Genomic DNA, 26969 nt, shown 5'->3' with positions numbered 1-26969 from the left:
GGAGGGGTCGACCTTGACCGAAGCGAGTGCCCATCCCCTTTCCGGCCTGCGCGTCCTCGATCTCTCGACGGAGATCGCTGGACCCTACGCGACGAAGATGCTCGTCGATGCCGGCGCCGAGGTGATCAAGGTCGAGGCACCGGGGGGGGACCCGCTGCGCCGCTTCAGCAGCTCCGGGCAGGACCTCTCGACCCGGGACGGCGCGCTCTTCCAGTTCCTGAACGGCGGCAAGCGGAGCGTCGATTGGGATCTCGAGACGGAGACCGGGCGGGCGTCCTTTCTTCGTCTCGCACAGACCGCGGACCTCGTCGTTGAGAGCGGTGGGGCCGGCTGGCTCGAGGCGCGTGGGATCGACTTCGCCGCGCTGCGCGCGCGGAATCCCGCGCTCTCCCTGGTATCCGTCTCGCCGTACGGACGGACCGGGCCGTGGGCGGAGCGACCGGCGACGGACTTCACACTCCAGGCCGAGGTCGGGTCGACGGCCTACCGCGGTCTGCCCGACCGCGGTCCGCTCTACGCGCCCGGTCGACTCGGGGAGTACTCCGCCGGTGCGGCGGTGGCGGTGGCGGCGCTCGCGACCTGGCGATCGGCGCGGGTGAGTGGGGTCGGGGTACACGCGGACGTGTCGATGCTCGAGGCGCTTTGTCTCTGCTTCACGACCTACCACGATCTCTTCGGGCAGTTCGTGCCCGGCTTCGCCATTCCGATCGCCCTCGAGACGCCGTCGATCGAGCCGTGCAAGGACGGCTGGATCGGCCTCTGCACCTATACCGGACAGCAGTGGAAGGATCTCTGCTCCCTGATGGGCCGTCCGGACGTCGGCGAAGACGAGCGCTTCTACGACGGGTCGGCGCGGATGGAGCACCTCGACTTCATCCTCGACGTGATCCACGGCTGGACGAAGACGCAGACGATGGCGGAGGTCACCGAGCTCGCCGGGCTGATGCGGATCCCGGTCGCGCCGATCGGCGACGGGAAGTCGGTGCTCGAGTTCGACCAGTTCCAGGAGCGAGGCGTCTTCGTCGACCATCCCGACGGGTTCAAGGCGCCGCGCGCGCCCTACCAGGTCCATGGTCTGTCGCTACCCGGGTTCCGGAAAGCGCCTGCGCTCGGCGCGGATCGCGCCGAGATCGAGGCCGCGCTCCCCGAGCCTGCGACGTCCGAGGCGACGATCGACGAATCGAAGGTCAAGCCGGCCTTCGACGGGCTTCGGGTGATCGACCTGACCGCCTTCTGGGCGGGCCCCTTCGCGACGTGCCTGCTGTCGACGCTCGGTGCCGACGTGGTCAAGATCGAGTCGATCCAGCGCCCCGACGGCATGCGCTTCGCCGGTGCCGTTCCCTCGGATGCGCTCTGGGAGACGGCGCCGATCTTCCAGGGCGCGAATCTCAGCAAGAAGGGCATCACGCTCAACCTCGACGCCGAGGAGGGCAAGGCGATCCTGCGCCGGCTCCTCGAAGATGCGGACGTCGTGATCGAGAACTTCTCGGCGCGGGTGATGGAGAACTTCGGCTTCACCTGGGAGGTGCTCCACGAGATCAATCCGCGGCTGATCTCGGTCCGGATGCCGGCGTGGGGACTCGACGGGCCCTGGAAGGACCGGACCGGCTTCGCCCCGAACGTCGAGCAAGCGAGCGGTCTCGCCTGGATCACGGGCTACGAAGACATGCCCCTGATTCCGCGCGGCGTCTGCGACCCGGTCGGCGGGATGCACACGGTCTATGCCCTCGCGATGGGTCTCGAGGAGCGCGAGCGGACCGGGCAGGGGATGGTGGTCGAAGTGCCGCTGGTCGAGCCCGCGCTCAACATGGCCGCCGAGCAGGTCATCGAATGGACGGCGTACGGCGAGTTCCTCGAACGGCGCGAGAACCGCGGTCCCGTCGCGTCGCCGCAGGCGGTCTTCGAGACGCGACCGTCGGAGACGGAGACGCGATTCGAGAAGAAGCACGTCGCCTTGGCGATCGAGACCGACGACCAGTGGCGAGCGCTGGTCGAGAAACTCGGCAGGCCGGACTGGGCGACGGACGAGGGTTATGCGAGCGAAGTGGGGCGTCGTGCCGCGGAGGACACGATCGAGTCCGCGCTGGCCGGCTGGTTCGCCGAGCAGGACTGTGATGCGGTGGTCGAAGCGCTGGTCGCGGCGGGGGTGCCCGCGGCGACCCTCGTGAACGGGTACATGATCTCGCCGAATCCGCAGCTCGACGCCCGCGGCTTCCGTCATCCGCTCACCCACGCGGTCAAGGGCGAGATGCTCTACGCCGGTCTGCCCTTCACGCTCTCGAACGAGGCCGCGAGCGTCTACGCGTGGGCCGCGCCCACGCTGGGTCAGCACAACCGGGACGTGCTCCAGGGAGAGCTGGGGATCTCCGACGAGGAGTTCGCGGAGCTCGAGGCGAAGCAGGTCATCGGAACGCGGCCGGCGTTCGATCTCTAGCTCCCGGTCGAGGGGGAGGGCTCAGTCGACCTCGAAGGCACGCCCGTCGAGGGCGGCGAGCGCGCCGCTTCGTGCGCTCTCGAGCAGCTCCTCGATCCGGTCTTCGCCCTGCAGCGCGCGGGCCAACACGACGGCACCCACGCAGGTGGAGAGCGCAGCGAGGCCGCGCGCCCGTTGCTCCTCCTCGGACTGCCCGCGAGCGATCGCTGCGAACTCGACGACCAGGTCGTCGAACGAGCGGGCGAAGCGTTTGCGCGTCGCCGCGTTCGCCCGCGCGAGGTCGGCGGCATTCGAGACGACGGTGCAGCCGCGCGCGATCTTGCGTCGATTCGCAGGATCGAGGTAGTACGCGATCGCTTCTTCCGCGCCGCCTTCGGGATCGCGCTCGACCGCGAGGCGGAGCTGGCGGGTGAACTCGAGCTCGTCCTGCATGACCGCTGCGAAGAGATCCGACTTCGAATCGAAGTGGGCATAGAAGCCGCCGCGAGTCAGCTCCGCTTCGGCCATGATCTCGTCGATCTTCGCGCCCGCGAAGCCGTGGCGACGGAAGAGACGACCGGCGGCTTCGACGATCCGTCGGCGCGTGCGTTCGGTGTGTTCGGCCGAGTAGCCCATGGGGCCTCCGGGTGGGGGGTGGTTCGACTCGTTTCAGAGTCGTCGATGTGACTTATGTTCGCCATCATATTTCGATCGGGGTAGACCTCCGGAAGCCGACAGCGAGGTCGGCGGAACGGGCCTGGCGGCTCAGGAGGATTGAGATGACGGATCTGGAGACGGCGGCGATCTACTATCGGGCCTTCGACGAACGAAGCGACTTCAGCGAGGTCCCGTTCGCGGAAGACCTCTGCTTCCGAGGACCGAACGGCGAGGTCGAAGGGGCCGACACGTTGCGACCCATGCTCGCCGGGCTCGCGTCCCGCCATGCGGGTCTCGCGATGCGACATCAGGTGGCCGGAGAAGGGCAGGTGATCAGCGTGTACGATTTCGACCTGGGGCTCGCAGGCGGTCCGATTCCCATGGCGGAGCGGCTGGAGATCCGCGGAGAGGAGATCGTCGCGATGGAGCTGCTCTTCGATGCGGCGCGGATGGCGCCGTGAGCGCGGCGGGCACGCAGCCTTCGATCCGGCTGATCCACTTCGCCTTCTCGCACTACAACGAGAAGGCGCGGTGGGCGCTCGATCACAAGGGGCTTTCGGCAGAGCGGGTCGCGGTGCTGCCGGGACCCCACGCGCGGGTCACGCAGGCGCTCTCCGACCAGTCGGCGACGCCGATCGTGGTGATCGGAGACGAAGTCGTGGCGGGATCGGCACGAATCGTCGACCGACTCGACGCGCTCCGTCCCGAGCGCCCGCTCCTTCCTGCCGACGCGGTGGAGCGCGAGGAATGCGAGAGCTGGATCCGCTACTTCGACGACGAAGTGGGATCCGCGGTCCGGCTGTCCCTCTTCCACCGGCTCTTCGAGGAACCCCGCTACGCCGCGGCGCTCTTCTCGACCGCGCAGCCCGGATGGAAACGGGTCCCCTATGCGTGGCTCTTTCCCCGGTTGATCCCGATGCTGCGCGACCGGATGTCGATCGACGACGAGACGGACCGGCAGGCGCTCGCGACGATCGAGATGGCCCTCGACCGGACCGCGAAGGCGGTCGCGGCGGACGGCTATTTCGTGGGCGGGCGGTTCGGCGCCGCGGACCTGACGGCAGCCGCGCTCCTGATGCCGCTGGGTCGGCCGCCGAATCTGCCCTTCTCGTTTCCGGCTCGGGCGTCGCCTGCCCACGATGCGTGGGTGGCGCGTTGGGCCGACCATCCCGCGATCGCGTGGATGGAGTCGATGTTCGAGCGCCATCGCCGAAGCCCGCTCTCATTGAATTCGAGTTCGGGAGTGACCGCTCCTGTTTCGCCTCACGTGCCGACGGGGTCTCCTGGGCGAACTCCGCGTCGGCGCTCCGAGCGGCGCGTTCCGAGGCCGATCTCGATTGGCGCGCCGCACGCAGCATCGCCTCGTCGAGCGCCGCCAGGTCGGCGCTCTCGCAGACGTGCGCGGTCCCCCGGAGCGATGGTGTCGGTCGCGTTCGCGTGAGGTGGAGCGCACCCCGCCGTGGCACGGCCCGGCGAGTCTCGCGACCGTGGGTGGGCCGCACATGCCGTCGATCCGGAGGTCGGGAAGGTCGTGGGCCCCTCGATGGCGCGGTGGGCGGCGTCACATTCGGCGGGGCTGCCGGTTTGCGGTCGCCCGGACGGGAAGGGTGACGAAGCGCACCGCGCGCGAGCAGGGGCCGTGGGACCGTATCCTGGCAAGGAGGAACCCCCAATGCGTTTCACGCTCTCTCTCATCACGCTTCTGATGGCGCTCGTCGCCGCGAGTGCCGCCACGGCCGGAAACCAGGAGGCCTCGGAGACGGAGGCCGCGACGGCTCCGCCGATCGAGTCGGCACCGCCGGCCACCGAGGTCTCGGCCCCGGCTTCGCCCGCACCCGCCGAGGGCGAGGCGGAAGCGTCCGAGGACGCCGACGAGAACTAGTCGGCGCGCGAGCGTTCGCGAGGCGACCGGTTCACTTTCCGGTCGCCTCGCGCGCTTCGATCAGCTCTCGGGGAACTGGTCCAGGAAGCTCTCCGCTTCCCGGATCGATGCATCGATGTCGCGAATCAGGTTCGCCACGTCGCTCTCGATCTCGCCGACGGTCCCCTCGAGTGCGGCGATCGCCCGGGCGTTCAGGCTGTGCTTCATGAAGAGCACCTGATCGCGAAACGCGTTCAGGACCGGAGGCATCTTCGATTCGGCGCGCTTCATCGCGGCGATCAGCTTCTCGTAGCGCCGCTTCGTGTCGCGTAGGCTCTGTTCGCTCGAGCGTTTGAGCGACGCGCTCGAGTAGAGGTCGATCTCCTCCTGCCACTCGGCGAAGAGATCGGCGGCGACCTCCTCGATCGACTCGATCCGATCGCTCACGTCGTCCGCCCGCGACTGCGCGGCCTCGTACTCGTCGTTCAAGCCGTTGTAGACCCGCTCGAAGTCGCCGCCGTCGTAGTCGGCGGCTTCCTTGAAGCGTTCGTAGGTCGACTTGATCTGCTCCTGCGCTTCCTGCTGGTCTTCCTGGCCGGCTTCGATCCGGCTGCGCAGGATGTCCCGCTTGTGCTGACCGATCTGCTCCATCGCGGAGTAGTAGGCCGTGGTACAGCCGGCGAGGGCGACGAGCGCCGCGAGCAGGGCAAGGAGCCGCAGACGCGGGGCGAGGCTTCGAAGGGTCATTGGGTCTCTTTCCGGGTTCGAGCGTTCGTCAGCCCAGGATCGCGCGGAAGGCCGCGCGGACCTCGTCGACGAAGATCTCGGGCTGCTCGAAGGCGGCGAAGTGGCCGCCCTTGTCGAGCACGTTGTGATAGGCGAGCTGCTTGTAGCGGGCTTCGCACCAGCGCCGAGAGGCCTTGAAGATCTCGTGCGGGAAGACACTCACCCCGACCGGGACCTCGACCTCCTGCATCGGCGGGTTGCTGAAGCTCTCCCAGTAGAGGCGTGCCGACGAGGCGCCGGTCGCGGGCCACCAGTAGAGCATCACGTTGTCGAGCATCTCGTCCCGGGTGAGGGCGTTCTCGGGATGGCCGTTGCAGTCGGTCCAGCTCCAGAACTTCTCCATGATCCAGGCGGCCTGACCCACCGGCGAGTCGACGAGGCCGTAGCCGAGGCTCTGGGGGCGGGTCGACTGCTGCTTCGAGTAGCCCGAGTCCTTCTCCTGGTAGTGCTGCATCCCGGCGAGCGCCTTCTGCTCGAGCTCGTCCAGGTTGTCGAGCGAGTCCTCGGTCGGCGGGGCGATCGCCATGTTGAGGTGGATGCCCTGACAGTGGGTCGGGTCCTGGCCGCCGATGCAGGTCGTGACCATCGCGCCCCAGTCGCCGCCCTGCGCGACGTACTTGTCGTAGCCGAGGCGCGCCATCAGCTCCGCCCAGGTGTCGGCGATCTTGCCGAGCCCCCAGCCCGTCTCGGTCGGCTTGCCCGAGAAGCCGTAGCCCGGGAGCGAGGGGCAGACGAGGTGGAACGCGTCCTCGGCCTTGCCGCCGTGGGCGACGGGGTTCGTGAGGGGCTCGATCACCTTCTGGAACTCGACGATCGAGCCGGGCCAGCCGTGGGTCATGATGAGCGGCGTGGCGTTCTCTTCGGGCGACTTCACGTGGACGAAGTGGATGTCGAGCCCGTTGATCTTCGTCTTGAACTGGGGGAAGCGGTTCAGGAGGGCCTCGCGCGCCTTCCAGTCGTACTCGTTCCGCCAGTACTCGGCGACTTCCTGGACGTAGGCGAGGGGGATGCCCTGCTCCCAGTCGTCGACGGTCTCCTTGTTCGCCCACCGCGTGTTGGCGAGACGCTGCTTCAGGTCGGCGATCTCCTCGTCGGAGATGTTGATTTCGAAGGGAGTGATCTCGCTCATCGGGTCGGCGCTCCGCGGGTCGGGCCGGTCGGGCCCAGGGTGGACGTTCGGGCGAAGCGAGAGGATGGGAGATGGGATCGGCGAAGTCGAGGGGGCGACACGGGCGCCCGGACGTTTCGAGCAGGCGGCTGGATTCGTTTGGAATTCAGGAAATGGAGCTCGTCGCGCGCCGAACGGCGGCCATGAACGCGACGAGCTTCGACTCGTCGAGTCGTCCGTCGGTCCGGATTCCGTTGCAGAGATCGACGCCGGCGGGGCGGACGCGCGCGATCGCCGCCTCGACGTTGTCCGGTCGGAGCCCGCCCGCGAGATAGACCGGGCAGTCGACGGATGCGACGACCGCGGCGCTCAGCGACCAGTCGTGGGGACGGCCCGTGCCTCCCAGCTCCTTCGTTCGCGCGTCGGGATTGCCCGTGTCGAGGAGGAGTTCGTCGACCAGCGGGGCGACTTCGCCGGCGGCCTCGACGTCCGGTTCGCCTCGCATGTGGACGACCTGGACGAGGGTGGTCTCGGGCAATCTCTCGCGAAGCGGCGCGTGGGTGCCGGCGGGCAGGCGGTCCACGATCTGCACCGTGTCGACGCCCGCTCGCTCGACGGCCTCGGCAATCCCTTCGGCGGTCGTCTCGGCCGTGAGAAGGAACCGCCGCGTCGGCGGTTCGATCGCGCGCGCGATCTCCGTGATCCGCTCGTCCGGGATCGTCCCGACGCCCGAAGGCATCGCCGCGACGAGGCCGAGATCCGTCGCGCCGTGCCGGATCGCGAGCCGGGCCTCGTCGAGGGAGGCGATGCAGCAGGTCTTGATCCGGAACATCGTGCGGCTCGCGCTTCAGTCTTCGGAGTAGATGACCGCCTGGCCGTGAGGCTCGAACGTGGAGGTCAGGCGTAGGAAGTCGTCGATGGTCCACTCGCCTTCGTGGGTGGCGTCCTGCGTGACGGTCAGCGGGTCGAAGAGTCCGACGCGGTCCTTCTCCAGGTAGAAGATCTCCCCGTTCCAGCGCGCGCCTTCTTCGTGACAGAGCGATGCGATGAGGCGCGCGATGTTCTCGGGCGGCTGGAGGGCGGCGACGAGGCCGGCGGCCATCTTGTCGCCGTCGGGTCCTTCCTTGCGGAAGCGCTCGATGGCGCCGGTCACCATCCGCGTCTCGGTCGCGGCGGGGTTCACGGCGTTGACGGTGATCCCGAACTCGGCGAGGTCCCGGCTCACGACGTTCGTCAGTCCGAAGACGCCGCCCTTGCCGGCGCCGTAGGCGGCCTGGCCGGGGACGCCGAGGAGTCCGGCCCGGGAGACGACGTTCACGATCCGGCCGTAGCCCGCCTGCTTCATGTGGGGCGCGGCGGCGCGTAGACAGTAGAACGTGCCATGCAGGTGGCTCGCGACGACGCGTTCGAAGAGCTCGGGATCGTGATCCCAGATGGGGGCGGAGGCCGAGAGACCGGCGTTGTTCACGAGGATGTCGAGGCGGCCGAACGTGTCGAGTGCGGTCTCGATGATGCGTTCCGCGCCCGCCCACTCGGCGACGGAGTCCGCGTTGGCGGCGGCTTCTCCACCGGCGCTCCGGATCTCGTCGACGACGCCCGCGGCGGGAGTCGCGTCGGGGTCATCGCCTTGCAGGGATCCGCCGAAGTCGTTCACGACGACGCGTGCGCCTCGGCCGGCGAGGGCGAGGGCCGTCGCGCGGCCGATGCCGCGACCGGCACCGGTCACGATCGCGACGCGGCCTTCGAGGGGTTGGGACACGGGCACCTCCTTCGACTTGCGCTCGACCTGCCGGCGGCGGACCGGACGTCGACTGCGGAACGAACGAGCGTAGCGAGGGTGGGGTCGCGGGGGGACGCCCGGTCGGTTGCGGGACGACCCTCTGCCGGTACAGTCGAAGCATTCTCAGGGCGGGGTGGAAGTCCCCACCGGCGGTATGCGACGCGAGTCGCGAGCCCGCGAGCGCTGCCACGAACGCCGTTCGTGTCAGGTCAGCAGATCCGGTGAGATGCCGGAGCCGACGGTGATAGTCCGGATGAAAGAGAAGGTCGTCGGAAGACGCGATGCACGGGTGTGCGACGCGCCTTCTCGCGATCGGTGCGCTCTGGGTGCTCGTGAGGACACGGGCCACTCCCGTCGGAGCGGACCCGATCGATGAGGAGAGTCCGATGACACCCACTCGTTATGCATTCGTGAAGGCGGGTTGGCACGCCGACATCGTCGACGAGGCCCTCGCGGGCTTCGGCGAGATCGTGGGCTCGGAGAACGTCGACGTCTACGACGTTCCCGGCGCGTTCGAGATTCCGCTCCTGTCGCGGGATCTCGCGAAGACCGGCCGCTACGCCGCCGTGGTCGGCTGCGCCTTCGTCGTCGACGGCGGGATCTACCGCCACGACTTCGTCGCGTCGACCGTCGTGGAGGGTCTGATGCGCGCGCAGATGGACGCGGACGTGCCCGTCCTGTCCGTCGTGCTGACGCCCCACAACTACCAGGAGACCGAGACGCACGACGCGTTCTTTCGCGCGCACTTCATCGAGAAGGGCCGGGAGGCGGGTCGAGCCGCACAGATGATCGAGAAGGCGCGGTCGCAGGTTCCGCGCTAGGCGGGAGCCCCGGCGAGGAGCGGAAGCGTCACGCCCAGCGTCGTGCCGACGTCGGGTGTGCTCTCGATCGCGAGGATGCCTTCGTGGTCGGTGATCACTCCGTGCGCGACGGAGAGGCCGAGCCCCGTCCCGCCGGCCTCGAGCCGGGTCGTGAAGAAGGGGTCGAGGACCTGGTCCACTTCGTGGGGCAGCATGCCTTTGCCCTCGTCGGCGATCTGGACGATCGCGTGGCGCGCGGTCCGACGGGCGCTCACGCGGATCGTCTGTCCCCGTCGCGAAGCCTCCACGGCGTTGCGCAGCATGTTGAGGAAGGCCTGCTCGAGTTCGATCGCGCTGCCCACGATCGGGAGCGAACCCGTGACGCAGCCGGCGTCGATCGTCGTTCCCCGCGCCGAGGCGTAGCGCTCCGTCAGTTCGCACGCGCGACGAAGGATGGCGCCCAGATCCTCGGGCCGCTTTTCGGTCGGCTCGTTGCGCGCGAACTGGAGCATGCTCGAGACGATCCGGCCACAGCGGCGAGCCTGATCGAAGGCGTTCTCGAGCGCGTCCCGCCAGACCTCTTCCCGGTTCGGATCGTCGTTCTCCGCGCCGAGGGCGAACTCGGCGCTCATCAGGATCGAGCCGACGGGATTGTTGATCTGGTGCGCGATTCCTGCAGCCATCGTGCCGAGGGACGCGAGGCGCTGTGCCTCCTCGAGGGCGTGGATCGAGCTCCGGAGCTCGTCGGTCCGACTCTGGACGAGGTCCTCGAGTTCCTTGCGGATCGCCTCCCGCTCGCGTTCGTCGGCGACGCGCGCCGTGACGTCGCGGCTGGTGAGGACGATTCGCTCCTGGCCGTCCAGTCCGACGAATCGGCGGAACACGGCCTCGAGTGTGACGGGCCGACCGTCCGCGTGTCGCACGATGAAGATCTGCGTCTGGCCGTCGTTGCGCTCGGCGTCCGGTCCGTACACGGCGCCCTGCGGCCCGGAGAACGCGAGCGAGCGGGCGTCCCGGCCGATCAGGCGGTCGGCGGGGATGCCCAGGGCCGTTTCGTGCGCCGGATTCGCGTAGAGGATCGTTCCGTGGGCATCGAGCTCGCTGATCATGTCGCTCGCCTGCTCGGTGACTTCGCGATAGCGCGCGGCGAACTCGTCTCGCACGGCGATCGATCGGGTCGCTTCCTTTTGGAGGGACTCGAGTCGGGCGGTGGCGAGTGCGATGAAGGCGCCGGTCTTGAGACTGCCCATCAGGATGCCGGTGACCAGCCAACCGAGGATCGCAGGGGGCACGGGCACGCCCGCGTACTTGCTCCACGAGTAGTAGCCGGAGACGACCGCGATCGCCGGGAAGCCGATCGCGAGACCGCGCTCCCAGAGCGTGTGATCGCGGCCCCTGGGAAAGAGCAGGGTGAGGCAGCAGGCGACGACGCCCGCGATGATCACGACGGATCCGAGGAGCTGGCTCGCGCCCTCCGAGATGAAGGGGCGAACGACTACGCGGGCGATGGAGACCGCGAGCGTCGCCGCAATGAGCTTCGGGACATAGCGCTGGGAGCGTTCCGTGAAGAGGCCGACACCGTAGAAGAGCAGGGCGGCGAAGCAGGTGCCGAAGAAAGGCACGAGCGGGCGGACGACCGGATAATCGGCTTCCAGCGTCGACGCGAGACCCGACACGTAGAGGCACGTCCACGCCGCCGCCCAGGCCGCCCCGCCCCGGCCCCGACCCAATCGCGTCATCGCAGTCGCGAGCGCGATCAGGAAGATCGCCCCCACGACGAGAAAATAGCGCTCGCTCAAGTCTTCCCCCCGAACTCGACCCGAAAGATATCGAGAAGCGGCACCGGATCTCAACCGCGACGGCGTAGAGCCGAAGGGATGCTGCTAGGCAGAGGTGAAATCAGTCCCGCGTAGCGTCGCTCTCGAGCGGAAGCGTGACCGTGACGGTCGTCCCCTTCGACGGGGTGCTCTCGACCGTGAGTTGCCCGTCGTGGTCAGAGATCACACCGTGCGCGACGGAGAGTCCCAGGCCGGTTCCGCCGGCCTCGAGTCGCGTCGTGAAGAATGGATCGAGGACGCGGTCGATCGTCTCCTGAGGAATTCCGCGGCCATCGTCGTAGATCGTGACGGTCGCGATTTCGCCGTCGTTTCTCGCGGTCACGACGACCACGTGGGGCTGATTCGACGATTCGCACGCGTTCCGAATCAGGTTGAGGAACGCCTGCTCGAGCTCGATCGCGCTCGCGTGAACGGGAAGCGAGAGGTCGAGGCCGCGGGTCTCGATTCGCGCATTGCGCGCCTCGGCATAGGCCTCCGTCGTGTCGCAGGATCGGCGAACGATCGCCGCGAGGTCTTCGTGGCTCCGCTTGGTGGGTTCGTTGCGGGCGAACTGGAGCATGCTCGAGACGATCCGGCCGCAGCGTTGGGCCTGCTCGATCGCGTTCTCGAGGGCGCGTCGCCAGGCATCGCGTTGATCCGGGGCGTCCTCCGGCGTCGCGAGGGCGAACTCGGCACCCATCTGGATCGAGCCGATCGGGTTGTTGATCTGGTGCGCGATCCCCGCGGCCATCGTGCCGAGCGAAGCCAGGCGGTTCGCCTCCTGGAGCTGGCGGAGGGATTCGCCGAGCTCCTCGGTTCTCGACTCGACGAGGGCTTCGAGGCGGGTGTTGAGCTCTTCGCGGTGGCGTTCCTTGGCGGCCCGCTCGGTGATGTCGCGGCTGATGATGACGGTTCGCATCTCGCCCGACGCGCCGCGGACGCGGTGGAAGCTGCACTCGAGCGTAACGGCACGTCCGTCGTCCCGATTGTGAGCGACGAAGATCATGTCCTCGTCCGGGTCGAGCTCGATCCCGGCCTCGGCGAGTTCGTCCGCGCTCGGCGAGATCGCGATCGCCGTGCGGGGGAGGCCGACCACCTCGGCAGGGTCCAGGCCGAGGACGGTTCGATGGGCCCGATTCGCGTAGAGGATCGTCCCACTCTCGTCGATCTCGGCGACGAGATCCGTCGAGTTCTCGACGATGGCTCGGAGGTGGTTGGCGAGCTCTGCGTGAAGGGCGGCGGCGGCTTCGCGTTGGCGCGAGAGGAAGGCGCTCAGCTTGACGGCAGCGATCGCGACCCCGTCCGCGAACCACAGCGCGATCCCCGTCTGGTTCGCGATGCCGAGCCATGGCGCCATGCCGTCCACCCAGGAGACGGCGATGATGGTCGGGAAGGCGAACCCCAGCGCGCGGGCCGACGGAGACACGCGTCGCGACCGCGAATCGAGCAGCAGCGCGCACGAGAGCACCACGCACACCGTGCACAGCGCCGAGCCGAGGGCGCGGTTCGCGAGCTCGCTGAGATGGGGGTGCGCGAGGATCCGGAGGGGGATCGCGAGGAGCAGAGCGACCGTCGCGGCGCGGGGCAGGCGGGCGTCTCCGCGACTGAAGCGCCAGGAGCCGTGGAGCAGGAGGAGCGAGAAGATCGAGCCGAAGACCGTGTAGGCGGGGACGAGGAGCGGGGAGGCGTCGACGAAGGTCCGGCTCGCGCCCGACACGACCAGGCTCGTCCACGCGATCGCCCACGACCGCCCGCCGTTCCCCTTCCCGTAGAAGGCGGAGAGGAACGCGATCGAGACCACGAAAATCGTGCCAAAGGCGTAGATCGTCCGTTCGTCCACGGGTCGGCTCTCGGGTGTGGGGCGTGCGGGTCCGTGGACTCGCACGCCCTGAGGACAGTCGATCCAGAGTAGCGTCGTCCGGCGGCCGGTCGTGATCGGCCCGGGTGGCGCGGGCCGAGGACGTCGTCAGCCGACGATGTTGACCAGACGGCCGGGGACGACGATCACCTTCTTCGGATCACGCCCACCGAGGCTCTTCTGCACGTTCTCGACCGCCAGCGCCGCCGCTTCGATCGCGGCCTCGTCGGCGTCCGCGGCGACCTCGATCTCACCCCGCTTCTTGCCGTTGTGCTGGACGACCAGGCTGATCGTGTCTGCGACGAGCAGGCCCTCGTCGGCCGTGGGCCACGGCGCGTAGGCGAGACTGCCTTCGTGTCCCATGAGGGACCACAACTCTTCCGCCAGATGCGGTGCCATCGGAGAGAGCATCAGGACGAACGCCTCGGCGCTCTCCCGAGGGAGTGCGCCGTCCTTCGTGATGTCCCGCGCGAAGACCATCAGCTTCGAGATCGCCGTGTTGAAGCGCATGTTCTCGAGGTCTTCGGTCACGCCCGCGATGGTCTCGGCGGTCAGGCGTCGCTGGTCGTCCGTCCCCGCACCCTCGGCCGGGGCGGCGAAGCGCTCGTTCTCGTCGTCACCTTCGTGGAAGAGCCGGTAGGCGCGCTGGAGGAAGCGATAGATGCCCTGGATGCCCTCGGTGGACCACGGCGCGGACTTCTCGAGGGGGCCGATGAACATCTCGTAGAGTCGCATCGAATCGGCGCCGTGCTCTCGCACGACGTCGTCCGGGTTGATCACGTTGCCGCGACTCTTCGACATCTTCTCGACGACCCGCTCGAGGGGGAGCGACGGATCCTCCGGGTGGAAGGCGTTCCGATCCTCGTCGAGGGTCACGTCCTTCAGTTGGAGCCAGCGGACCTTGAGTGCACGCCCGTCGTCCTCGAGGACCGGCCCGTCGTCCGTCTCCTTCACGACGTCGCTCGAGTACCGCGTCGCCGTCCGTCCGGGATCGTCGCTCGGGTTGTCGTCGTAGAAGCGGAAGCTCTCGCCGAGGATCATTCCCTGGTTCACGAGCTTCTGGAAGGGTTCCTTGGTCGAGACAAGCCCCAGGTCGTAGAAGACCTTGTGCCAGAAGCGGGAGTAGAGGAGATGGAGGACCGCGTGCTCCGCGCCGCCCACGTAGAGGTCGACGGGCATCCAGTACTTCTCGGCCTCTTCGCTCCAGGGCGCCTCGTCGTTCATGGGGTCGAGGAACCGGAGGAAGTACCAACACGAGCCCGCCCACTGGGGCATCGTGTTCGCGTCACGCAACACGGGGCGTCCGTTCGCGTCCGTCGTCTCGATCCACTCCTTCACGCGCGCGAGCGGCGGCTCGTAGCCTTCGCCCGAGGGCTTGAAGTCCTCGAGCTCCGGCAGCGTGAGCGGCAGCTCGGACTCGGGAATCAGCTCGACGGTTCCGTCCTCGTGGTGGACGACCGGGAAGGGCTCGCCCCAATAGCGCTGGCGCGAGAAGAGCCAGTCGCGGAGCTTGTACGTGATCGTGCCCTGGCCGAGGCCTTCGCTCTCGAGCCATCCGATCATCTTCGACTTCGCTTCTGCGGTCTCGAGCCCGTCGAGGAAGCCCGAGTTCGTCGCCGTTCCCGGTCCCGTATACGCGCCTTCGGTCACGTCCCCACCGGCGACGACTTCGACGATCGGGAGGTCGAAGGTCCGCGCGAATTCCCAGTCGCGGTCGTCGTGGCCCGGGACCGCCATGATCGCACCGGTTCCGTAGCCGGCGAGGACGTAGTCGGCGATCCAGACCGGGATCGACTCGCCGCCCGCCGGGTTCTTCGCCGTGGCGCCGGTCCAGACGCCGGTCTTCGCGCCGGCGTCGGCCATGCGGTCGCGTTCGCTCCGGCGCGCGGCCCGCTCGACGTACTCCTCGACGGCGGCGCGCTGGTCGTCGGTCGTGATCTGCGAAACCAGCGCGTGTTCCGGCGCGAGGACCATGTAGGTCGCGCCGAAGAGCGTGTCGGGACGCGTCGTGAAGACCTCGATCTCCGTTGCCCCGTCTTGTGACGCGTGACCGTCGACGGTGAAGCGCACGTTCGCGCCCTCGGATCGTCCGATCCAGTCGCGCTGCATCTTCTTGATCGGCTCGGGCCAGTCGAGGCCTTCGAGGTCGTCGATCAGGCGATCCGCGTACGCCGTGATCTTCAGCATCCACTGCTTCATCGGCATGCGCACGACCGGGTGGCTGCCGATCTCGCTCTTGCCGTCGATCACCTCTTCGTTCGCGAGGACCGTGCCGAGCTCGGGGCACCAGTTGACCGCCACCTCCGCCTCGTAGGCGAGCCCGCGCTCGTGGAGCTTGCGGAAGATCCACTGGGTCCACTTCACGTAGTTGGGGTCGGTCGTGTCGATCTCGCGGGACCAGTCGTAGGAGAAGCCGAGCGACTGAATCTGGCGCTTGAAATTCGCGATGTTGTTGGCCGTCGTGATCCGCGGATGGGTCCCCGTCTTGACCGCGTACTGCTCGGCGGGCAGGCCGAACGCGTCCCAGCCCATCGGGTGGAGGACGTTGAACCCGCGCATGCGCTTGTAGCGGGCCATGATGTCGGTCGCGGTGTAGCCCTCTGGATGGCCGACGTGGAGCCCGTCTCCCGATGGATAGGGGAACATGTCGAGCACGTAGTACTTGGGCTTCGAAGCGTCGATCTCGGCGCGGAACGTCTCGTGTTCCTGCCAGAACTGCTGCCACTTCGATTCGATCGCGGACGGGTCGTAGGCCATGGCCCGCAGAGAATGGGGGGTGGGCCGCGATTCGTCAATGAATCCGGGAGATTGCGGCGGACCCGGAGCGGTCGATCGGCGGCCTCCGTCCGCGAGGTCGCGACGAAACGCGATAAGGTCTCGCGCGATGGCCGCGCAGAACAACGACATGACCGTCTTCGTCGTCTCCGACGGGACCGGCGACACCGGCAGCGCGGCCGTTCGCGCGGCGATGATCCAGTTCCGCGACCGCTGGCGGCTTCGGGTCTTCCGGGACGCGCGGACGATCTCCGAGGTGCGCCGCGTGATCGCGCTGGCCGAGGAGGTCGGGGCGCTCGTCGTCTTCTCGCTCGTGGAAGGCGAGGTGATCGACGCGCTCCAGCGCGAGGCCGAGGAACGCCACGTCTCGACCGTCGACCTGCTGGGTCCGTTGATCATGCGCGTGGCCCAGAAGCTCAAGGTCGAGCCGCGACATCAGCCGGGGCTCCTGCACGGCTTCTCGGAGGACTACTTCGATCGCGTGGACGCGGTCGAGTTCGCGGTCCGCCACGACGACGGCGCCAACCTGCGCACGCTCCACGAGGCCGACATCGTCCTGACGGGGGTGTCGCGCACGTCGAAGACGCCGCTCTCGATGTATCTCGCCCAGCGCGGTTACAAGACCGGGAACGTGCCGCTCGTCCCGGGCCTCGATCCGCCGACGGAGCTCCTCGAGCTCGACAAGAAGCGCGTCTTCGGCCTCTCCGTCGATCCGGGCACGCTCCTCTCCGTCCGGACCGCGCGGATGCGGTCGATGCGCGGGAGCTCCGGGAGCGACTACACCGACCCCGACCAGGTCATGCTCGAGCTCGACCGCGCCCGGAAGCTCTTCCGCGCCAACGGCTGGAAGATGATCGACGTCTCCGGCCGCGCCGTCGAAGAGAACGCCTCGAAGATCATCGACGCCTACGAAGAGACCTTCGGCGACCAGGGCCGCTAACATGGGCGCCATGCGCCTCGACCTTCGCTTCCTCGTGGCCGTCGCCGTCCTGCCGCTCTTCGTCGGCTGCTCGCTTGTCTACCCGTGGAAGCAGGAGGTCCTCCTCGAGACCGACCCGCCCGGCGCCGTGATCTACGTCGACGGCGAGGAAGTCGGGGAGACGCCCATGCGGGTGGCCGTCCGGAAGGCCGGGTCGACCCCCGTGAACTCGAACAATCCAGCCCTCGTCGAGTTCAAGAAGGCTGGATACCGTGACGCGCGCCTCAAGCCGAGTGCGCAGAAGCTCTCGCCGGCAGGCTGGGCGGACGCGTTCCTGACGCTGGGCCTGACGGCGGTCACGCCCGGGTTCTGGGCCTTCTCGCACGAGCGCTATTCGATGACGCTCGAGCGCGAGGACGCGCCCGACGGCCGGTACGCTTCCGCCGATCCGCGCGCCTCTCGCGCTCGCCCGACTGCGCCTCGCTACCGGGGCGGATACAGCCGCAAGATCGCCGTCGTGATCGGGATCGACGACTACGCCAGCTGGCCGCCGCTCGAGGGCGGACGGCGAGACGCGCAACGCGTGGCCGACCGGCTTCGGGCCCTCGGCTTCGATGAAGTGATCGAGGTGTTCGACGGCGATGCCACCCGTCGCCGCATGCTCAAGCTGCTCGGGACCGAGCTCGTCATGAAGTCGGATCCGGAGTCCCTGGTGCTGATCTACTTCGCCGGTCACGGGCAGACCGAGACGCTCGCGAGCGGAGACCGTCGTGGCTATATCGTTCCCGTCGACGCGACCACGGGCGACGCCTTCTCGACGGCGATCTCGATGGAGAAGATCCAGGACCTCTCGCGGCGCATCCCGGCGAAGCATCTCTACTACGCGATGGACTCCTGCTACTCGGGCCTCGGCCTCACGCGCGGAATCGCGGTCAAGACGCTCGGCGGCGACTACCTCGAGGAGGCGACGTCGCGCCGCGCCGTTCAGATGATGACGGCGGGCGGTGAGGGCGAGCAGGCGATCGAGGTCGGCGGACGCGGTCTCTTCACGACCTACCTGCTCGAGGCGATCGGCGGTGCAGCCGACGCGAACGCGGACGGATACGTGTCCGCGAGCGAGATCGGTCAGTTCGTGCGACCTCGCGTGGCGGGTGCGTCCAATGGACGCCAGACGCCGCAGTTCGGCACGCTCGACGGCGCCGGCGAAGTGCTGTTCTCCGTTGGCCGCTGAGTCCTGACGCGTCGGATCGGGTGTGATCACACCCCCCTTGCCGGGGCCTCCACGCACGGTCCTGCTCCGTGGTGGGTGACCAGGATCCGAGGGTTGCGAGGCGTTCGGCCCTTGCGGTCCTTCAGATCGCAGTACCATCCGGCGTGCGCAGGCTAGGTCCGTGCGCGAACCAAGGAGGAGAGTTTCGTGAACAAGACGATAGTTGTGATTCTGCTGGCCGTATCGCTCGCGACGTCGGGCTGCATCTCGACGATCACGCCCCATGCGAACATCAGCGACATCAACGAGGTCGACATGACGTCGAACTTCAAGGAGGGGGAGTCCTGCGCCTGGTGGCTCCTCTTCAACCTGATCGGCCCCTTCGGCGACATGTCGGTCGTGAAGGCCGCCCAGAGCGCCGGGATCCGCGAGGTGGAGATCGTCGACAACCGAATCGAGAGCTACATCATCGTTTCGAGGATCTGCGCCCAGGTCTACGGCAAGTAGTCGGGGCTCCGAAGGTTCTTCGCGCGGCGCTCGACCCCGACGACGGGGTCGAGCGCCGCGCCGCCTTCGCCCCACAGGCGGCGAGCAGGAAAGAGCGCTCGGGCGGCGCCGTGGCGGATCGAGGACTCGACTCGCGCGGCCCGCGCGTCCGCCGTCCGGACGCCGCTGGAGCTCGCTGCCACGCCGGCCCGACTCGCCGGCGCCTGCTGCGCACGCGGGTGGCTGGCTCGCGGCGCTTTCGGGTCAGAGCGTGCCCCGAATCGGATCCCCCGCGTCGCGGCACTCCGCCAGCAGCGCCTGCGGCGCCCACACGACACATCCCGCGCTCCGGCACCGGCCGGCGACCTGACGGTCGCGGGTCACGACGACGGTTCGATCCGGCACCGCGGAGCGCCGCGCCCGACGGACGATCCAGTCGTCCGCGCTCTCGACGTAGACGCTGTGGACCAGGGGGCCCGTCGGTCGCCCGCCTGCCGCCCGCGGAGGGCGGGACTCCAGCTGGACGAAGGGCTCCGCCCACTGGGCCCAGGCGGGGCGCGCACCGTCGAAGGCGACCCAGAGCTCGTCCGTCGCAATCGGCCATCCGGCGGCGAGCCGCAGGAGCCGCTCCCGTTGGGTCCGGCGCCACCACCCGGTCTCGCGTTCGCTCTCATCGAGCACCGCGTGGAGGACGTTGAACCCGTCGATCAGGATGACCCGCCGCTCGCCCGTGGCCGTCGTGATGCCCTCGTCGGAGGGGGGCTCGAAGGCCCTCTCGAGCGCTTCGTCGATCATCGCGCCGACGAGTCGTCGGTCGGCGTGAATCCCCGCGCGTCCCCGTTCGTCGTCGTCCACTCCGCTTCCTCGGCGCCCGCGAGGCCGAAGGGCGTCGTCGGGGCGATGAGAGCGTAGTCGCCCGCGACGGTCGTCGCGCTCGACTGGGCAGACGGGGCGGCGCTCGGCAGCTCGAAGTCGAGCTCGTACGCCGCCCAACCGAGACCGAAGGCCATCGTCGCGAGGATCGCGACCGCGACCTCGACGGCGCCGCCGTAGCTCCAGGCGTCGCTTTCGGAGCCGCCGAAGGCCTCGGGGCTGATCGCGAGGCGCCGACTCGCCGGCGCGACGCCGCGCCGCCGGCGGGGCGTCCGCGGGAGCTCGGACGAGATTTCGTGCGCGAACTCGGGCGGGCGGGAGGAAGAGAGAGAGGGCGAGAGCGGGCGTGAGCGCGGCGGCGGCGAGCGTCGCTCGGCTCGCTGTCGCGCGGGCGGCGGGGACGCTGGGACGCCACGCGGGCGTCGGAAGTCGGAGGAGAAGGTGAACTCGGCCTGATCGGTGGGCTGGTCTGCGCGCTTTCTCATGCTGGGGGACTCCGGTCTTCGGGGGGTACGGCAAGAGAGTGGCGGCAGCGCATGACAGTTCCGGTCACGAGGGTGGAAGGCCCCTGCGACCTGTGATCCAGCGCACCGATCGACGTGCTTGCGCGGGCACGGGGCGTGGCTTATCCAAGCGCCGATGGAGGCCGTGAAGCCACAGGACCGGGCCCCGAGCCGCCGGGTGGGCGTCGTGCAGATGCGCTGCGAGCCCGACCACGCGCGCAATCTCCGTCACGCCCAGGACGCGATCGCCGATGCCGCTCGCGAGGGCGCGGACGTGGTCTGCCTCCCCGAGCTCTTCCGCACGCCCTACCTCTGCCAGAGCGAGGATCCGGAACGCTTCGACTGGGCGGAGCCGATCCCCGGGCCGACGACCGAGGCCCTCGCCAAGCAGGCCTCGGACCTCGGGGTCTCGATCGTCGGCTCGCTCTTCGAACGGCGAACCGCCGGGATCTACCACAACACGGCCGTGGTCCTCGACGCGGCGGGCCGTCTCGCCGGCCGCTACCGCAAGATGCACATCCCCGACGATCCGCTCTACTACGAGAAGTTCTACTTCACGCCGGGCGATCTGGGCTTCCAGGTCCACGCGACCGAGGCGGGGATGTTAGGCGTGCTCGTATGCTGGGATCAGTGGTTTCCGGAGGCGGCGCGCGCGACGGCGCTCGCCGGAGCCGAGATGCTCTTCTACCCGACCGCGATCGGCTGGCAGTTCGACGAAGGCGACGAGATCGACGGCGCCCAGCGCGACGCCTGGACGACGATCCAACGCGCGCACGCGATCGCGAACGGGCTCTTCGTCGTGGCGGTGAACCGGGTCGGCCACGAGACGCTCGAAGGCGCGCCGGGCGACGGGATCCGCTTCTGGGGCTCGTCGTTCGTCGTCGATCCCTTCGGTCGCGTGCTGGCGACGGCGCCGGACGACGACGAAGCGGTGCTGGTGGTCGAGTGCGATCTCGGCAAGGTCGAGCGGACGCGCCGTGACTGGCCCTTCCTTCGTGATCGCCGGATCGACGCCTATGAGGCGATCGGGAAGCGCTTCGTGGATGATCCGCCCCGGGTCGCGCCGACGCCGGATGAGCGGGTCGCCAGGGCCCCCTCCGGCTCGACGGAGCGAGACTGAGAGCGAGCTCGGAAGTCCGGTCAGTCTGCCGGCGTCATCCGTGCGACGAGATCCATGTGTTCGTGGTCGGTGCCGCAGCAGCCTCCGACGACGCGGAGGTCGAAGCGCCGCTTCATCTCGGCGAGCTCTCTCGCGAGCGCTTCCGGCTCGCCGCGGTCGAGGGTCGTGCTCTCGTCGAGCTCCGCATGGCTCTTGCTCGACGCGTTGGCGCGGAATCCCTTGAATCGCTCGAGCCAGGGTGCTCCGGCGTCCTGCGCCGCATCGAGGGTCGGTCGCAGGTGGCTCGGGTGGGCGCAGTTCACCATGTAGAAGAGCGGCGCCGAGTCGGTCTCCCGGTCGACGCGCTCGATGAAGTCGCCCAGGCTCCAGCCGTCCGGCAGACGTCCGTCGGTTTCGACGGTCGGAGAGACGATGATCGGCAGGCCGGCCTCGGCGGCGGCGCGCGTCATGCCGATCGACTCCGCGCCACTCGTCATGGTGAGCGCACTCATGAGGTCGACCCCCGCAGCCGCCAGCGCCGTGATCTGGGGCGTGTGGTAGGCCTGTGCCTGCTCGGGTGAGACCTCGTCCCCCTCGATCCGGTAGCCGTCTCCGCGAGGACCGACGTCCGCGCAGAGCAGGATCGGCATGTCGTCCTCCGAGACGCCGCTGCGCTTCCGCCAGGCCTGCACGATCGAGCGGGTGGACTCGACGAGCTGGGCGTTCAACCGGCCGAGGTCCTCCGCCGGGCGCCCGAGCAGGGCGAGGAAGTCGGGTTGGGCCCGCCACGAGAGGATGTCGAGCAGCAGCCCGCAGCCGCTCCTGGCCGCGCTCTCGAAGATCGGCTCGAGGTGTTCCCGGGCGAGCCGCTGGGTGGCGGGTTCGTCTTCGTAGACGACGAATCCGCAGAACTCCGGGAGATCGAAGCCTTGCTGGAAGACGAGATAGGTCTCGGTGCCCGCGTTGGTCACGTAGAGGCGTTCGTCGAAGAGGGGTCGGATCGATCGGGGCATGAGCTCTCCCTCGGGCTCGAGTGAGTATCGTGCGCCGCGCTGGGCGGCTCCAGAACCAATCCTCTGGGATCGGGCGGGTCCATTGGCGCGGTGCACGAAGGGCGAGTGTCGAATCGGCATCTTCTTCGATCGCGACCGGGACGACCGTGAACTCGCCCACAGAGCCGCTCGCCGCTTGTCAGCACGCGGTCGCTGCCGTATCCAGCGGCGATGCTCGATCCGCCGAAGCGCCGTTGGCCCGCCGAGTGGGCGCCCCATCGCGCGACCTGGCTCTCCTGGCCCCACAGCCGGGAGACCTGGCCGGGGACCGGGCTGCTCGAGGCGGTCGAGGACGCGTTCTGCGAGATGGTCCGCGCGATCCTTCCGGGCGAGGCCGTCGAGATCAACGTGGCGAGTCCCGAGCAGGCGGACCACGTCCGCGGGCGCCTCTCGGGCGCCGGGATCGCGGATCTCTCGGACGTCCGATTCCGCGGGATCCCGACCGACGACGCCTGGATCCGGGACCACGGCGGGATCGTCGTGGTCGAGCAGGGGCGGGACGGGCGCGAGGAGCGGGTCCTGCTCGATTTCGAGTACGACGCGTGGGGCGGGAAGTACCCGCCGTGGGACCACGACGCGGCCGTCGCCGCCCGGATGGCGCGGGTCACGCGGATCCGTCACGAGCCCGTCGATCTCGTGCTCGAGGGCGGCTCGGTCGAGGGGGACGGAGAGGGGACGATCCTGACGACCGAGTCGTGTCTCCTGAACCCCAATCGCGCCCGGCCGGGCGTCGACCGTTCGCGCGCCGCGCTCGAGGCGATGTTCGCGGAGCGGTTCGGCGCCGAGCGGGTCCTCTGGCTCGAGGACGGCGTCGAGGGGGACGACACGGACGGCCACATCGACGATCTGACCCGATTCGTCGCGCCCGGACGCGTCGTGACCGTCGTCGAGCCCGATCCCGCCGACCCGAACCACCGGACCCTGGCCCGGAACCGGGCGCGGCTGGCGGGCATGACGGACGCGCGGGGGAGGGGGCTCGAGATCGTCGAGCTGCCGATGCCGGCGGCCTTCGAGGGGCCCCACGGTCGGGCGCCGGCGAGCTACGCCAACTTCTACTTCGCGAATGCCGGGCTGCTGGTGCCCGTGTTCGGCCAGCCGACCGACGCCGAGGCGATCGCCGTGCTCGAAGGGCTGGGGCTCGATCGTCCCGTCGTTCCGATCCCTGCTCAAAACCTCGTTCTAGGGTTGGGCGCGGTGCATTGCCTCACGCAGCAGGAGCCGAAGTTGCTCCGCCCGGCCCCGGTCTCGGGCTGAACCCTGCGGGGGGATCGGGTCTACACCCGAGTCCCCGGAAATCCCGAGCGGGTTGATCGTTCGATCATCTTTCCAGTGCCCTCTCTATAAGTTAAAACCCGGGGGCGAGTGTGTGACGGGGGTCTCCGACACCGTCCCGGTCCGCTACTGCGACCCGATTTCCGAGTCGCTGCCGACGCCTCCCGTTTCGTGGCGGGTGCTTCCGGCCTTCCTATTTCGGCTCAACCTCACTCTCAAGAGGTCTCACCCATGGACGTTTCCCGACATGACATCGTCATCGTCGGCGGTGGTGGCGCGGGTCTGCGCGCGGCGATCGAAGCCGCCGAGAATCATCCCGACGCCTCGATCGCCCTCGTGTCGAAGGTCTATCCGATGCGAAGTCACACCGTGTCCGCCGAAGGCGGCGCGGCGGCCGTCGCCCGAGACGACGACAACCTCGAGCTCCACGGCTACGACACGGTCAAGGGCTCGGACTTCCTCGGGGACCAGGACTCGATCCAGTTCTTCGTCGAGGAAGCGCCGAAGGAGCTCGCGCTCCTCGAGAACTGGGGCTGCCCCTTTTCCAGGAACGACGATGGCACCGTCGCGACCCGCGCGTTCGGTGGGATGACGACGAAGCGCACGTGGTACGCCGCCGACAAGATCGGCTTCCACATGCTCCACACGCTGTTCCAGCACTCGATGCGCTTCAAGAACATCGTCCGCTACGACGAGTACTTCGTCTCGAAGCTGCTGATCGACGACGGCGTCTGCCGCGGCGTCGCGGCCCTCGACATCCGCACGGGCGAGTACCACACGATCCTGGGTCGGGGCGTGATCCTGACGACCGGTGGCGGCGGCAAGATCTTCCCGTTCACGACGAACGGCACGATCAAGACCGGCGACGGCATGGCCCTGGCCTACCGCGCCGGCGTCCCGCTCAAGGACATGGAGTTCGTCCAGTACCACCCGACCGGTCTCCCCGGCACGGGCATCCTGATCACGGAAGCGACGCGCGGCGAGGGTGGCTTCCTTCGCAACAACAAGGGCGAGCGCTTCCTGGTCGAGTACGACTACGGCGTCGGCAACAAGGCCGAGCTCGGACCGCGCGACATGATCTCGCGCGCGATCGTCCAGGAGATCGAGGCGGGACGCGGGTTCAAGGGCCCGTACGGCGAGTACGTCCAGCTCGACCTGACCCACCTCGGCGAGGACAAGATCGACTCCCGGCTGCCCTTCGTCCGCCTGCTGGCGAAGACCTACGTCGGCGTCGACCCGGTCCACGAACCGATTCCGATCCGCCCGGTCGTCCACTACATGATGGGTGGCGTGGATACGGACATCAACGGCGCGACCGAGCTCCCCGGCCTCTACGCGGCGGGCGAGACGGCCTGCGTGTCGATCAACGGCGCCAACCGGCTCGGCTCGAACTCGCTCACGGAGTGCCTGGTCTTCGGTGCCGCTGCGGCGCGCCACGCCATGGACTTCTCCAAGGGCTCGGGCGACGGGAACGAGGCGGCCCTCACGGCGCAGGCCGAAGAGGAAGCCGCCCGCGTCGACGATCTCCGTGGCCGCAAGAAGGGCGGCGAGAAGATCTCGGCGATCCGACGAGAGCTCAACAACATCATGGAGTCGGCCTGCGGCGTGTACCGCGAGCAGGACTCGATGCAGCACGGGGTCGGGGCGGTCGCGCAGCTGCGCAGCCGGGTCGCCGACCTGCGACTCGAGGACGACAGCAAGGTGTTCAACACCGAGCTGATCACGGCCCTCGAGCTCGCGAACATGGTCGAGGTGGCCGAGACGCTCGCCGTCTCCGCGGCCCACCGCAAGGAAAGTCGCGGGGCGCATACCTGCAAGGACTTCACGACCCGCAACGACGACGAATATCTCTATCACACGATGGCGTACCACGACGCCGCCGGGCCGCGGCTCGGCAAGAAGGACGTGGTGCTCGGCAAGTGGGTGCCCGAGGAGCGGAAGTACTGATGTCGACGACCGAAAAGACGATCGTGATCTCCCGGTTCGATCCGGACAAGGACGAAGCGCCTTACACGCAGGAGTACCAGGTTCCCTGCGATCCGAGCTGGAAGGTTCTCGACGCCGTCAACTTCATCAAGGACGAGCTCGATTCGACCGTGTCCCACCGCTGGTCCTGCCGAATGGCGGTCTGCGGCTCCTGCGGGATGATGGTCAACGGCGAGCCGAAGCTGACGTGCAAGACCGCGCTCGACGAGTACGGTGATCGCGTCGAGATCGAGCCCCTCGCGAACTTCCCCGTCGTCCGCGACCTCGTCGTCGAGCTCGACGGGTTCATGCACAAGTTCGAGAGCGTGAAGCCGTGGATCAAGCGCGTGAAGGAACGCGCCGAGGACATGGAGAACTTCAACGAGAAGGGGACCTACTCCCAGTCCGCTGAGGAGCTCGGTCGCTTCAAGCAGTTCAGCATGTGCATCAACTGCATGCTCTGTTATGCGGCCTGCCCGGTCGTCGCGAACGAGCCCGAGTTCCTCGGGCCGGCAGCGATCGCCCTGGGCCACCGGTACAACCTCGACACCCGTGACGAGGGAACCGAAGAGCGGCACGAGATCTTCCGCGGCGAGGGAACGGTGTTCAGCTGCTCCTACGCCAACGAGTGCTCCGAGGTCTGCCCGAAGGGCGTCGACCCGGCCGCGGCCGTGAACCAGGCGAAGTTCGGAGCGGTGATCGACTGGGCCAAGGGCCTCGTCCTCCCCCGCGCCCCGCACGCCGCCGACTAGAAGACTCCGGAGCGCGCCGCGCGAGCGCCGCGCTGCCCACGAGAGATTCGAGAGAGAGAGAGGATCCAACGATGGCTGGACCTGCCCACCCCGAAGCGATGGCCCCGCCGAAGCCGGGTCGAACCCGAACCGCGCCGCCCCAGATGCCCTCCACCTGGTGGAGTGCGCCGCGGATCCGGACCTACCTGCTCTTCGACGCCACGGGAATCATCTACTTCCTCGTCGGCTTCCTCGCGATCAAGATCGTCGGCCAGCTCGGCGCCGGTCCGATCGCCTGGCAGGCCCAGATGAAGGCGCTGGAGAACCCGATCTACATCCTCTTCCATGTCGTCGCGCTCGCCAGCGTGATCTTCGTGGCGGTGCGGTTCTTCCGACTCTTCCCGAAGGCCCAGCCCCCGGCGATCGGCCCCGCGAAGCCGCCGCCGGGCCCGGTGATCCACGCGGGCCTCTACGTCCTCTGGATCGGCCTGACCCTCGTCGTTTCCCTCGCCCTCGCCGGAGTGATCTTCTGATGCGCCTCGTTACCTCCTCGCTCGCTTCCACGGGAGTCGTCCTCTAATGCGCACTCTTCTTCTCAAGCTCGAGCCCATCATCTGGTTCATGTTCGGCCAGGGGATCATGATCGGAACCATGCTCATGACGGGCTGGATCCTGGTCATCGGAATCCTGATGCCCCTGGGAATCGTGGATCCCATGAACCTCAACTACGTCCGCGCGCAGGAGCTCTTCACCGCGAGCCTCCTGGGAATCCCGGTCGCGCAGCTCCTGCTCGCCGCGCTTCTCGTGCTGCCGCTCTGGAAGGGCGCGCACCACGTTCGCTCGCTCCTGGTCGACCTGGGTGGCGGCGAGCGCGACCCGCTGGTCGGCACCGTGCTCTACCTCATCGCGATCGTTGGAAGCGTGATGGGGATCGGGGCTGTGGCGGGGATCTAGCTGGGCGGATGACATCTTCTCCGCGGAGATGAGGGGGCCATCGAGGGCAC

Annotated in this window: 26 protein-coding genes and 1 riboswitch; of the genes, 14 read left to right on the top strand and 12 right to left on the bottom strand. The window is 68.5% G+C overall.

What is annotated here, in order from left to right; genetic code table 11:
* Positions 1–13 precede the first annotated feature (13 nt).
* Positions 14–2434 (top strand): CoA transferase, encoded by a 2421-nt coding sequence (locus NXI30_26020; GenBank protein ID MCR9097690.1) that lies wholly within the window; start codon positions 14–16, stop codon positions 2432–2434.
* Positions 2435–2455: 21 nt separating this feature from the next.
* Here the strand turns inward: NXI30_26020 and NXI30_26015 are convergent, their stop codons facing one another.
* On the bottom strand, positions 2456–3049 hold the full coding sequence (locus tag NXI30_26015; protein MCR9097689.1) for a TetR/AcrR family transcriptional regulator: 594 nt from the start codon (positions 3047–3049) through the stop codon (positions 2456–2458).
* A 143-nt stretch (positions 3050–3192) separates the two neighbouring features.
* Between NXI30_26015 and NXI30_26010 the strand changes: the two genes are divergently transcribed.
* The 3 genes from NXI30_26010 (at position 3193) to NXI30_26000 (ending at position 4952) form a co-directional block, all read left to right on the top strand.
* Positions 3193–3531: a nuclear transport factor 2 family protein gene (locus NXI30_26010; protein MCR9097688.1), complete on the top strand. Its 339-nt coding sequence runs from the start codon at positions 3193–3195 to the stop codon at positions 3529–3531.
* The gene (locus tag NXI30_26005; GenBank protein ID MCR9097687.1) at positions 3528–4511 is read left to right on the top strand and encodes a glutathione S-transferase; all 984 of its coding nucleotides are present in this window, start codon (positions 3528–3530) and stop codon (positions 4509–4511) included. Before NXI30_26010 ends, NXI30_26005 begins: the two co-directional genes overlap by 4 nt.
* Before the next feature lie 231 nt (positions 4512–4742).
* The gene (locus NXI30_26000) at positions 4743–4952 is read left to right on the top strand and encodes a hypothetical protein (protein ID MCR9097686.1); all 210 of its coding nucleotides are present in this window, start codon (positions 4743–4745) and stop codon (positions 4950–4952) included.
* 60 nt (positions 4953–5012) lie between these two features.
* On the opposite strand, the gene NXI30_25995 is transcribed toward NXI30_26000, so the two are convergent.
* The 4 genes from NXI30_25995 to NXI30_25980 form a co-directional block, all read right to left on the bottom strand.
* The gene (locus NXI30_25995) at positions 5013–5678 is read right to left on the bottom strand and encodes a DUF2959 domain-containing protein (GenBank protein ID MCR9097685.1); all 666 of its coding nucleotides are present in this window, start codon (positions 5676–5678) and stop codon (positions 5013–5015) included.
* A gap of 28 nt (positions 5679–5706) precedes the next feature.
* Entirely contained in the window at positions 5707–6846 is a 1140-nt protein-coding gene (locus NXI30_25990) for an epoxide hydrolase (GenBank protein ID MCR9097684.1), read from the bottom strand.
* Between the two features lie 145 nt (positions 6847–6991).
* Positions 6992–7657 (bottom strand): phosphoribosylanthranilate isomerase, encoded by a 666-nt coding sequence (locus NXI30_25985; GenBank protein ID MCR9097683.1) that lies wholly within the window; start codon positions 7655–7657, stop codon positions 6992–6994.
* 15 nt (positions 7658–7672) lie between these two features.
* A complete protein-coding gene (locus NXI30_25980; GenBank protein MCR9097682.1) occupies positions 7673–8584 on the bottom strand; it encodes an SDR family NAD(P)-dependent oxidoreductase in 912 nt (303 codons plus the stop codon).
* A 136-nt stretch (positions 8585–8720) separates the two neighbouring features.
* Positions 8721–8874: riboswitch (FMN riboswitch) on the top strand.
* 117 nt (positions 8875–8991) lie between these two features.
* Here NXI30_25980 and NXI30_25975 point away from each other — a divergent pair.
* Positions 8992–9426 (top strand): 6,7-dimethyl-8-ribityllumazine synthase, encoded by a 435-nt coding sequence (locus tag NXI30_25975; GenBank protein MCR9097681.1) that lies wholly within the window; start codon positions 8992–8994, stop codon positions 9424–9426.
* On the opposite strand, the gene NXI30_25970 is transcribed toward NXI30_25975, so the two are convergent.
* The 3 genes from NXI30_25970 to leuS form a co-directional block, all read right to left on the bottom strand.
* Entirely contained in the window at positions 9423–11204 is a 1782-nt protein-coding gene (locus NXI30_25970) for an ATP-binding protein (protein ID MCR9097680.1), read from the bottom strand. The genes NXI30_25975 and NXI30_25970 overlap by 4 nt on opposite strands.
* Positions 11205–11304: 100 nt before the next feature.
* On the bottom strand, positions 11305–13062 hold the full coding sequence (locus NXI30_25965) for an ATP-binding protein (protein MCR9097679.1): 1758 nt from the start codon (positions 13060–13062) through the stop codon (positions 11305–11307).
* A 126-nt stretch (positions 13063–13188) separates the two neighbouring features.
* The gene (leuS, locus tag NXI30_25960) at positions 13189–15837 is read right to left on the bottom strand and encodes a leucine--tRNA ligase (GenBank protein MCR9097678.1); all 2649 of its coding nucleotides are present in this window, start codon (positions 15835–15837) and stop codon (positions 13189–13191) included.
* Positions 15838–15964: 127 nt separating this feature from the next.
* Between leuS and NXI30_25955 the strand changes: the two genes are divergently transcribed.
* The 3 genes from NXI30_25955 to NXI30_25945 all read left to right on the top strand — a co-directional run bounded on the left by NXI30_25955 (position 15965) and on the right by NXI30_25945 (position 18491).
* Positions 15965–16795, top strand: coding sequence for a kinase/pyrophosphorylase (locus NXI30_25955; protein ID MCR9097677.1), 831 nt, complete (start codon positions 15965–15967; stop codon positions 16793–16795).
* A 10-nt stretch (positions 16796–16805) separates the two neighbouring features.
* Complete coding sequence (locus NXI30_25950; protein ID MCR9097676.1) at positions 16806–18005, top strand: caspase family protein; 1200 nt, start codon at positions 16806–16808, stop codon at positions 18003–18005.
* Between the two features lie 186 nt (positions 18006–18191).
* Complete coding sequence (locus NXI30_25945) at positions 18192–18491, top strand: TRL-like family protein (GenBank protein ID MCR9097675.1); 300 nt, start codon at positions 18192–18194, stop codon at positions 18489–18491.
* Here the strand turns inward: NXI30_25945 and NXI30_25940 are convergent.
* From NXI30_25940 to NXI30_25930, 3 genes are all read right to left on the bottom strand, one after another.
* On the bottom strand, positions 18479–18673 hold the full coding sequence (locus NXI30_25940) for a hypothetical protein (protein MCR9097674.1): 195 nt from the start codon (positions 18671–18673) through the stop codon (positions 18479–18481). The genes NXI30_25945 and NXI30_25940 overlap by 13 nt on opposite strands.
* Before the next feature lie 61 nt (positions 18674–18734).
* Positions 18735–19325: a hypothetical protein gene (locus NXI30_25935; protein MCR9097673.1), complete on the bottom strand. Its 591-nt coding sequence runs from the start codon at positions 19323–19325 to the stop codon at positions 18735–18737.
* Complete coding sequence (locus NXI30_25930; protein MCR9097672.1) at positions 19262–19828, bottom strand: hypothetical protein; 567 nt, start codon at positions 19826–19828, stop codon at positions 19262–19264. The genes NXI30_25935 and NXI30_25930 overlap by 64 nt, the downstream gene beginning before the upstream one ends.
* Before the next feature lie 154 nt (positions 19829–19982).
* Here NXI30_25930 and NXI30_25925 point away from each other — a divergent pair, with 154 nt between their 5' ends.
* Positions 19983–20966: a carbon-nitrogen hydrolase gene (locus NXI30_25925; protein MCR9097671.1), complete on the top strand. Its 984-nt coding sequence runs from the start codon at positions 19983–19985 to the stop codon at positions 20964–20966.
* 20 nt (positions 20967–20986) lie between these two features.
* Here NXI30_25925 and NXI30_25920 read toward each other — a convergent pair whose 3' ends face one another.
* A complete protein-coding gene (locus tag NXI30_25920) occupies positions 20987–21958 on the bottom strand; it encodes a homocysteine S-methyltransferase family protein (GenBank protein MCR9097670.1) in 972 nt (323 codons plus the stop codon).
* Between the two features lie 210 nt (positions 21959–22168).
* Here NXI30_25920 and NXI30_25915 point away from each other — a divergent pair, with 210 nt between their 5' ends.
* From NXI30_25915 to NXI30_25895, 5 genes are all read left to right on the top strand, one after another.
* Positions 22169–23251 (top strand): agmatine deiminase family protein, encoded by a 1083-nt coding sequence (locus tag NXI30_25915; protein ID MCR9097669.1) that lies wholly within the window; start codon positions 22169–22171, stop codon positions 23249–23251.
* Positions 23252–23500: 249 nt separating this feature from the next.
* Complete coding sequence (locus NXI30_25910; GenBank protein ID MCR9097668.1) at positions 23501–25216, top strand: FAD-binding protein; 1716 nt, start codon at positions 23501–23503, stop codon at positions 25214–25216.
* Positions 25216–25986 carry a succinate dehydrogenase iron-sulfur subunit gene (gene sdhB, locus NXI30_25905; protein ID MCR9097667.1) on the top strand — a complete coding sequence of 257 codons (771 nt, stop codon included), beginning with the start codon at positions 25216–25218 and terminating at the stop codon, positions 25984–25986. The genes NXI30_25910 and sdhB overlap by 1 nt, the downstream gene beginning before the upstream one ends.
* Positions 25987–26057: 71 nt before the next feature.
* Positions 26058–26498, top strand: coding sequence for a hypothetical protein (locus NXI30_25900; GenBank protein ID MCR9097666.1), 441 nt, complete (start codon positions 26058–26060; stop codon positions 26496–26498).
* A 46-nt stretch (positions 26499–26544) separates the two neighbouring features.
* Positions 26545–26919, top strand: a complete 375-nt coding sequence (locus NXI30_25895) for a hypothetical protein (GenBank protein MCR9097665.1) — start codon at positions 26545–26547, stop codon at positions 26917–26919.
* Positions 26920–26969 lie beyond the last annotated feature (50 nt).

Source organism: bacterium, from assembly GCA_024742285.1.
Classification (GTDB): Bacteria; Myxococcota_A; UBA9160; order UBA9160; family UBA4427; genus UBA4427.
The sequence above is the reverse complement of the archived record's forward strand: the minus strand, read 5'-3'. Positions and strand labels throughout refer to the sequence as shown.

Excerpts from the sequence above, each read along its gene's own strand:
- NXI30_26015 (MCR9097689.1), bottom strand. The coding sequence starts at position 3,049 with ATGGGCTACTCGGCCGAACACACCGAACGCACGCGCCGACGGATCGTC.
- NXI30_26010 (MCR9097688.1), top strand. The coding sequence starts at position 3,193 with ATGACGGATCTGGAGACGGCGGCGATCTACTATCGGGCCTTCGACGAA.
- NXI30_26000 (MCR9097686.1), top strand. The coding sequence starts at position 4,743 with ATGCGTTTCACGCTCTCTCTCATCACGCTTCTGATGGCGCTCGTCGCC.
- NXI30_25995 (MCR9097685.1), bottom strand. The coding sequence starts at position 5,678 with ATGACCCTTCGAAGCCTCGCCCCGCGTCTGCGGCTCCTTGCCCTGCTC.
- NXI30_25990 (MCR9097684.1), bottom strand. The coding sequence starts at position 6,846 with ATGAGCGAGATCACTCCCTTCGAAATCAACATCTCCGACGAGGAGATC.
- NXI30_25985 (MCR9097683.1), bottom strand. The coding sequence starts at position 7,657 with ATGTTCCGGATCAAGACCTGCTGCATCGCCTCCCTCGACGAGGCCCGG.
- NXI30_25975 (MCR9097681.1), top strand. The coding sequence starts at position 8,992 with ATGACACCCACTCGTTATGCATTCGTGAAGGCGGGTTGGCACGCCGAC.
- leuS (MCR9097678.1), bottom strand. The coding sequence starts at position 15,837 with ATGGCCTACGACCCGTCCGCGATCGAATCGAAGTGGCAGCAGTTCTGG.
- NXI30_25955 (MCR9097677.1), top strand. The coding sequence starts at position 15,965 with ATGGCCGCGCAGAACAACGACATGACCGTCTTCGTCGTCTCCGACGGG.
- NXI30_25950 (MCR9097676.1), top strand. The coding sequence starts at position 16,806 with ATGCGCCTCGACCTTCGCTTCCTCGTGGCCGTCGCCGTCCTGCCGCTC.
- NXI30_25930 (MCR9097672.1), bottom strand. The coding sequence starts at position 19,828 with ATGAGAAAGCGCGCAGACCAGCCCACCGATCAGGCCGAGTTCACCTTC.
- NXI30_25925 (MCR9097671.1), top strand. The coding sequence starts at position 19,983 with ATGGAGGCCGTGAAGCCACAGGACCGGGCCCCGAGCCGCCGGGTGGGC.
- NXI30_25920 (MCR9097670.1), bottom strand. The coding sequence starts at position 21,958 with ATGCCCCGATCGATCCGACCCCTCTTCGACGAACGCCTCTACGTGACC.
- NXI30_25915 (MCR9097669.1), top strand. The coding sequence starts at position 22,169 with ATGCTCGATCCGCCGAAGCGCCGTTGGCCCGCCGAGTGGGCGCCCCAT.
- NXI30_25910 (MCR9097668.1), top strand. The coding sequence starts at position 23,501 with ATGGACGTTTCCCGACATGACATCGTCATCGTCGGCGGTGGTGGCGCG.
- sdhB (MCR9097667.1), top strand. The coding sequence starts at position 25,216 with ATGTCGACGACCGAAAAGACGATCGTGATCTCCCGGTTCGATCCGGAC.
- NXI30_25900 (MCR9097666.1), top strand. The coding sequence starts at position 26,058 with ATGGCTGGACCTGCCCACCCCGAAGCGATGGCCCCGCCGAAGCCGGGT.
- NXI30_25895 (MCR9097665.1), top strand. The coding sequence starts at position 26,545 with ATGCGCACTCTTCTTCTCAAGCTCGAGCCCATCATCTGGTTCATGTTC.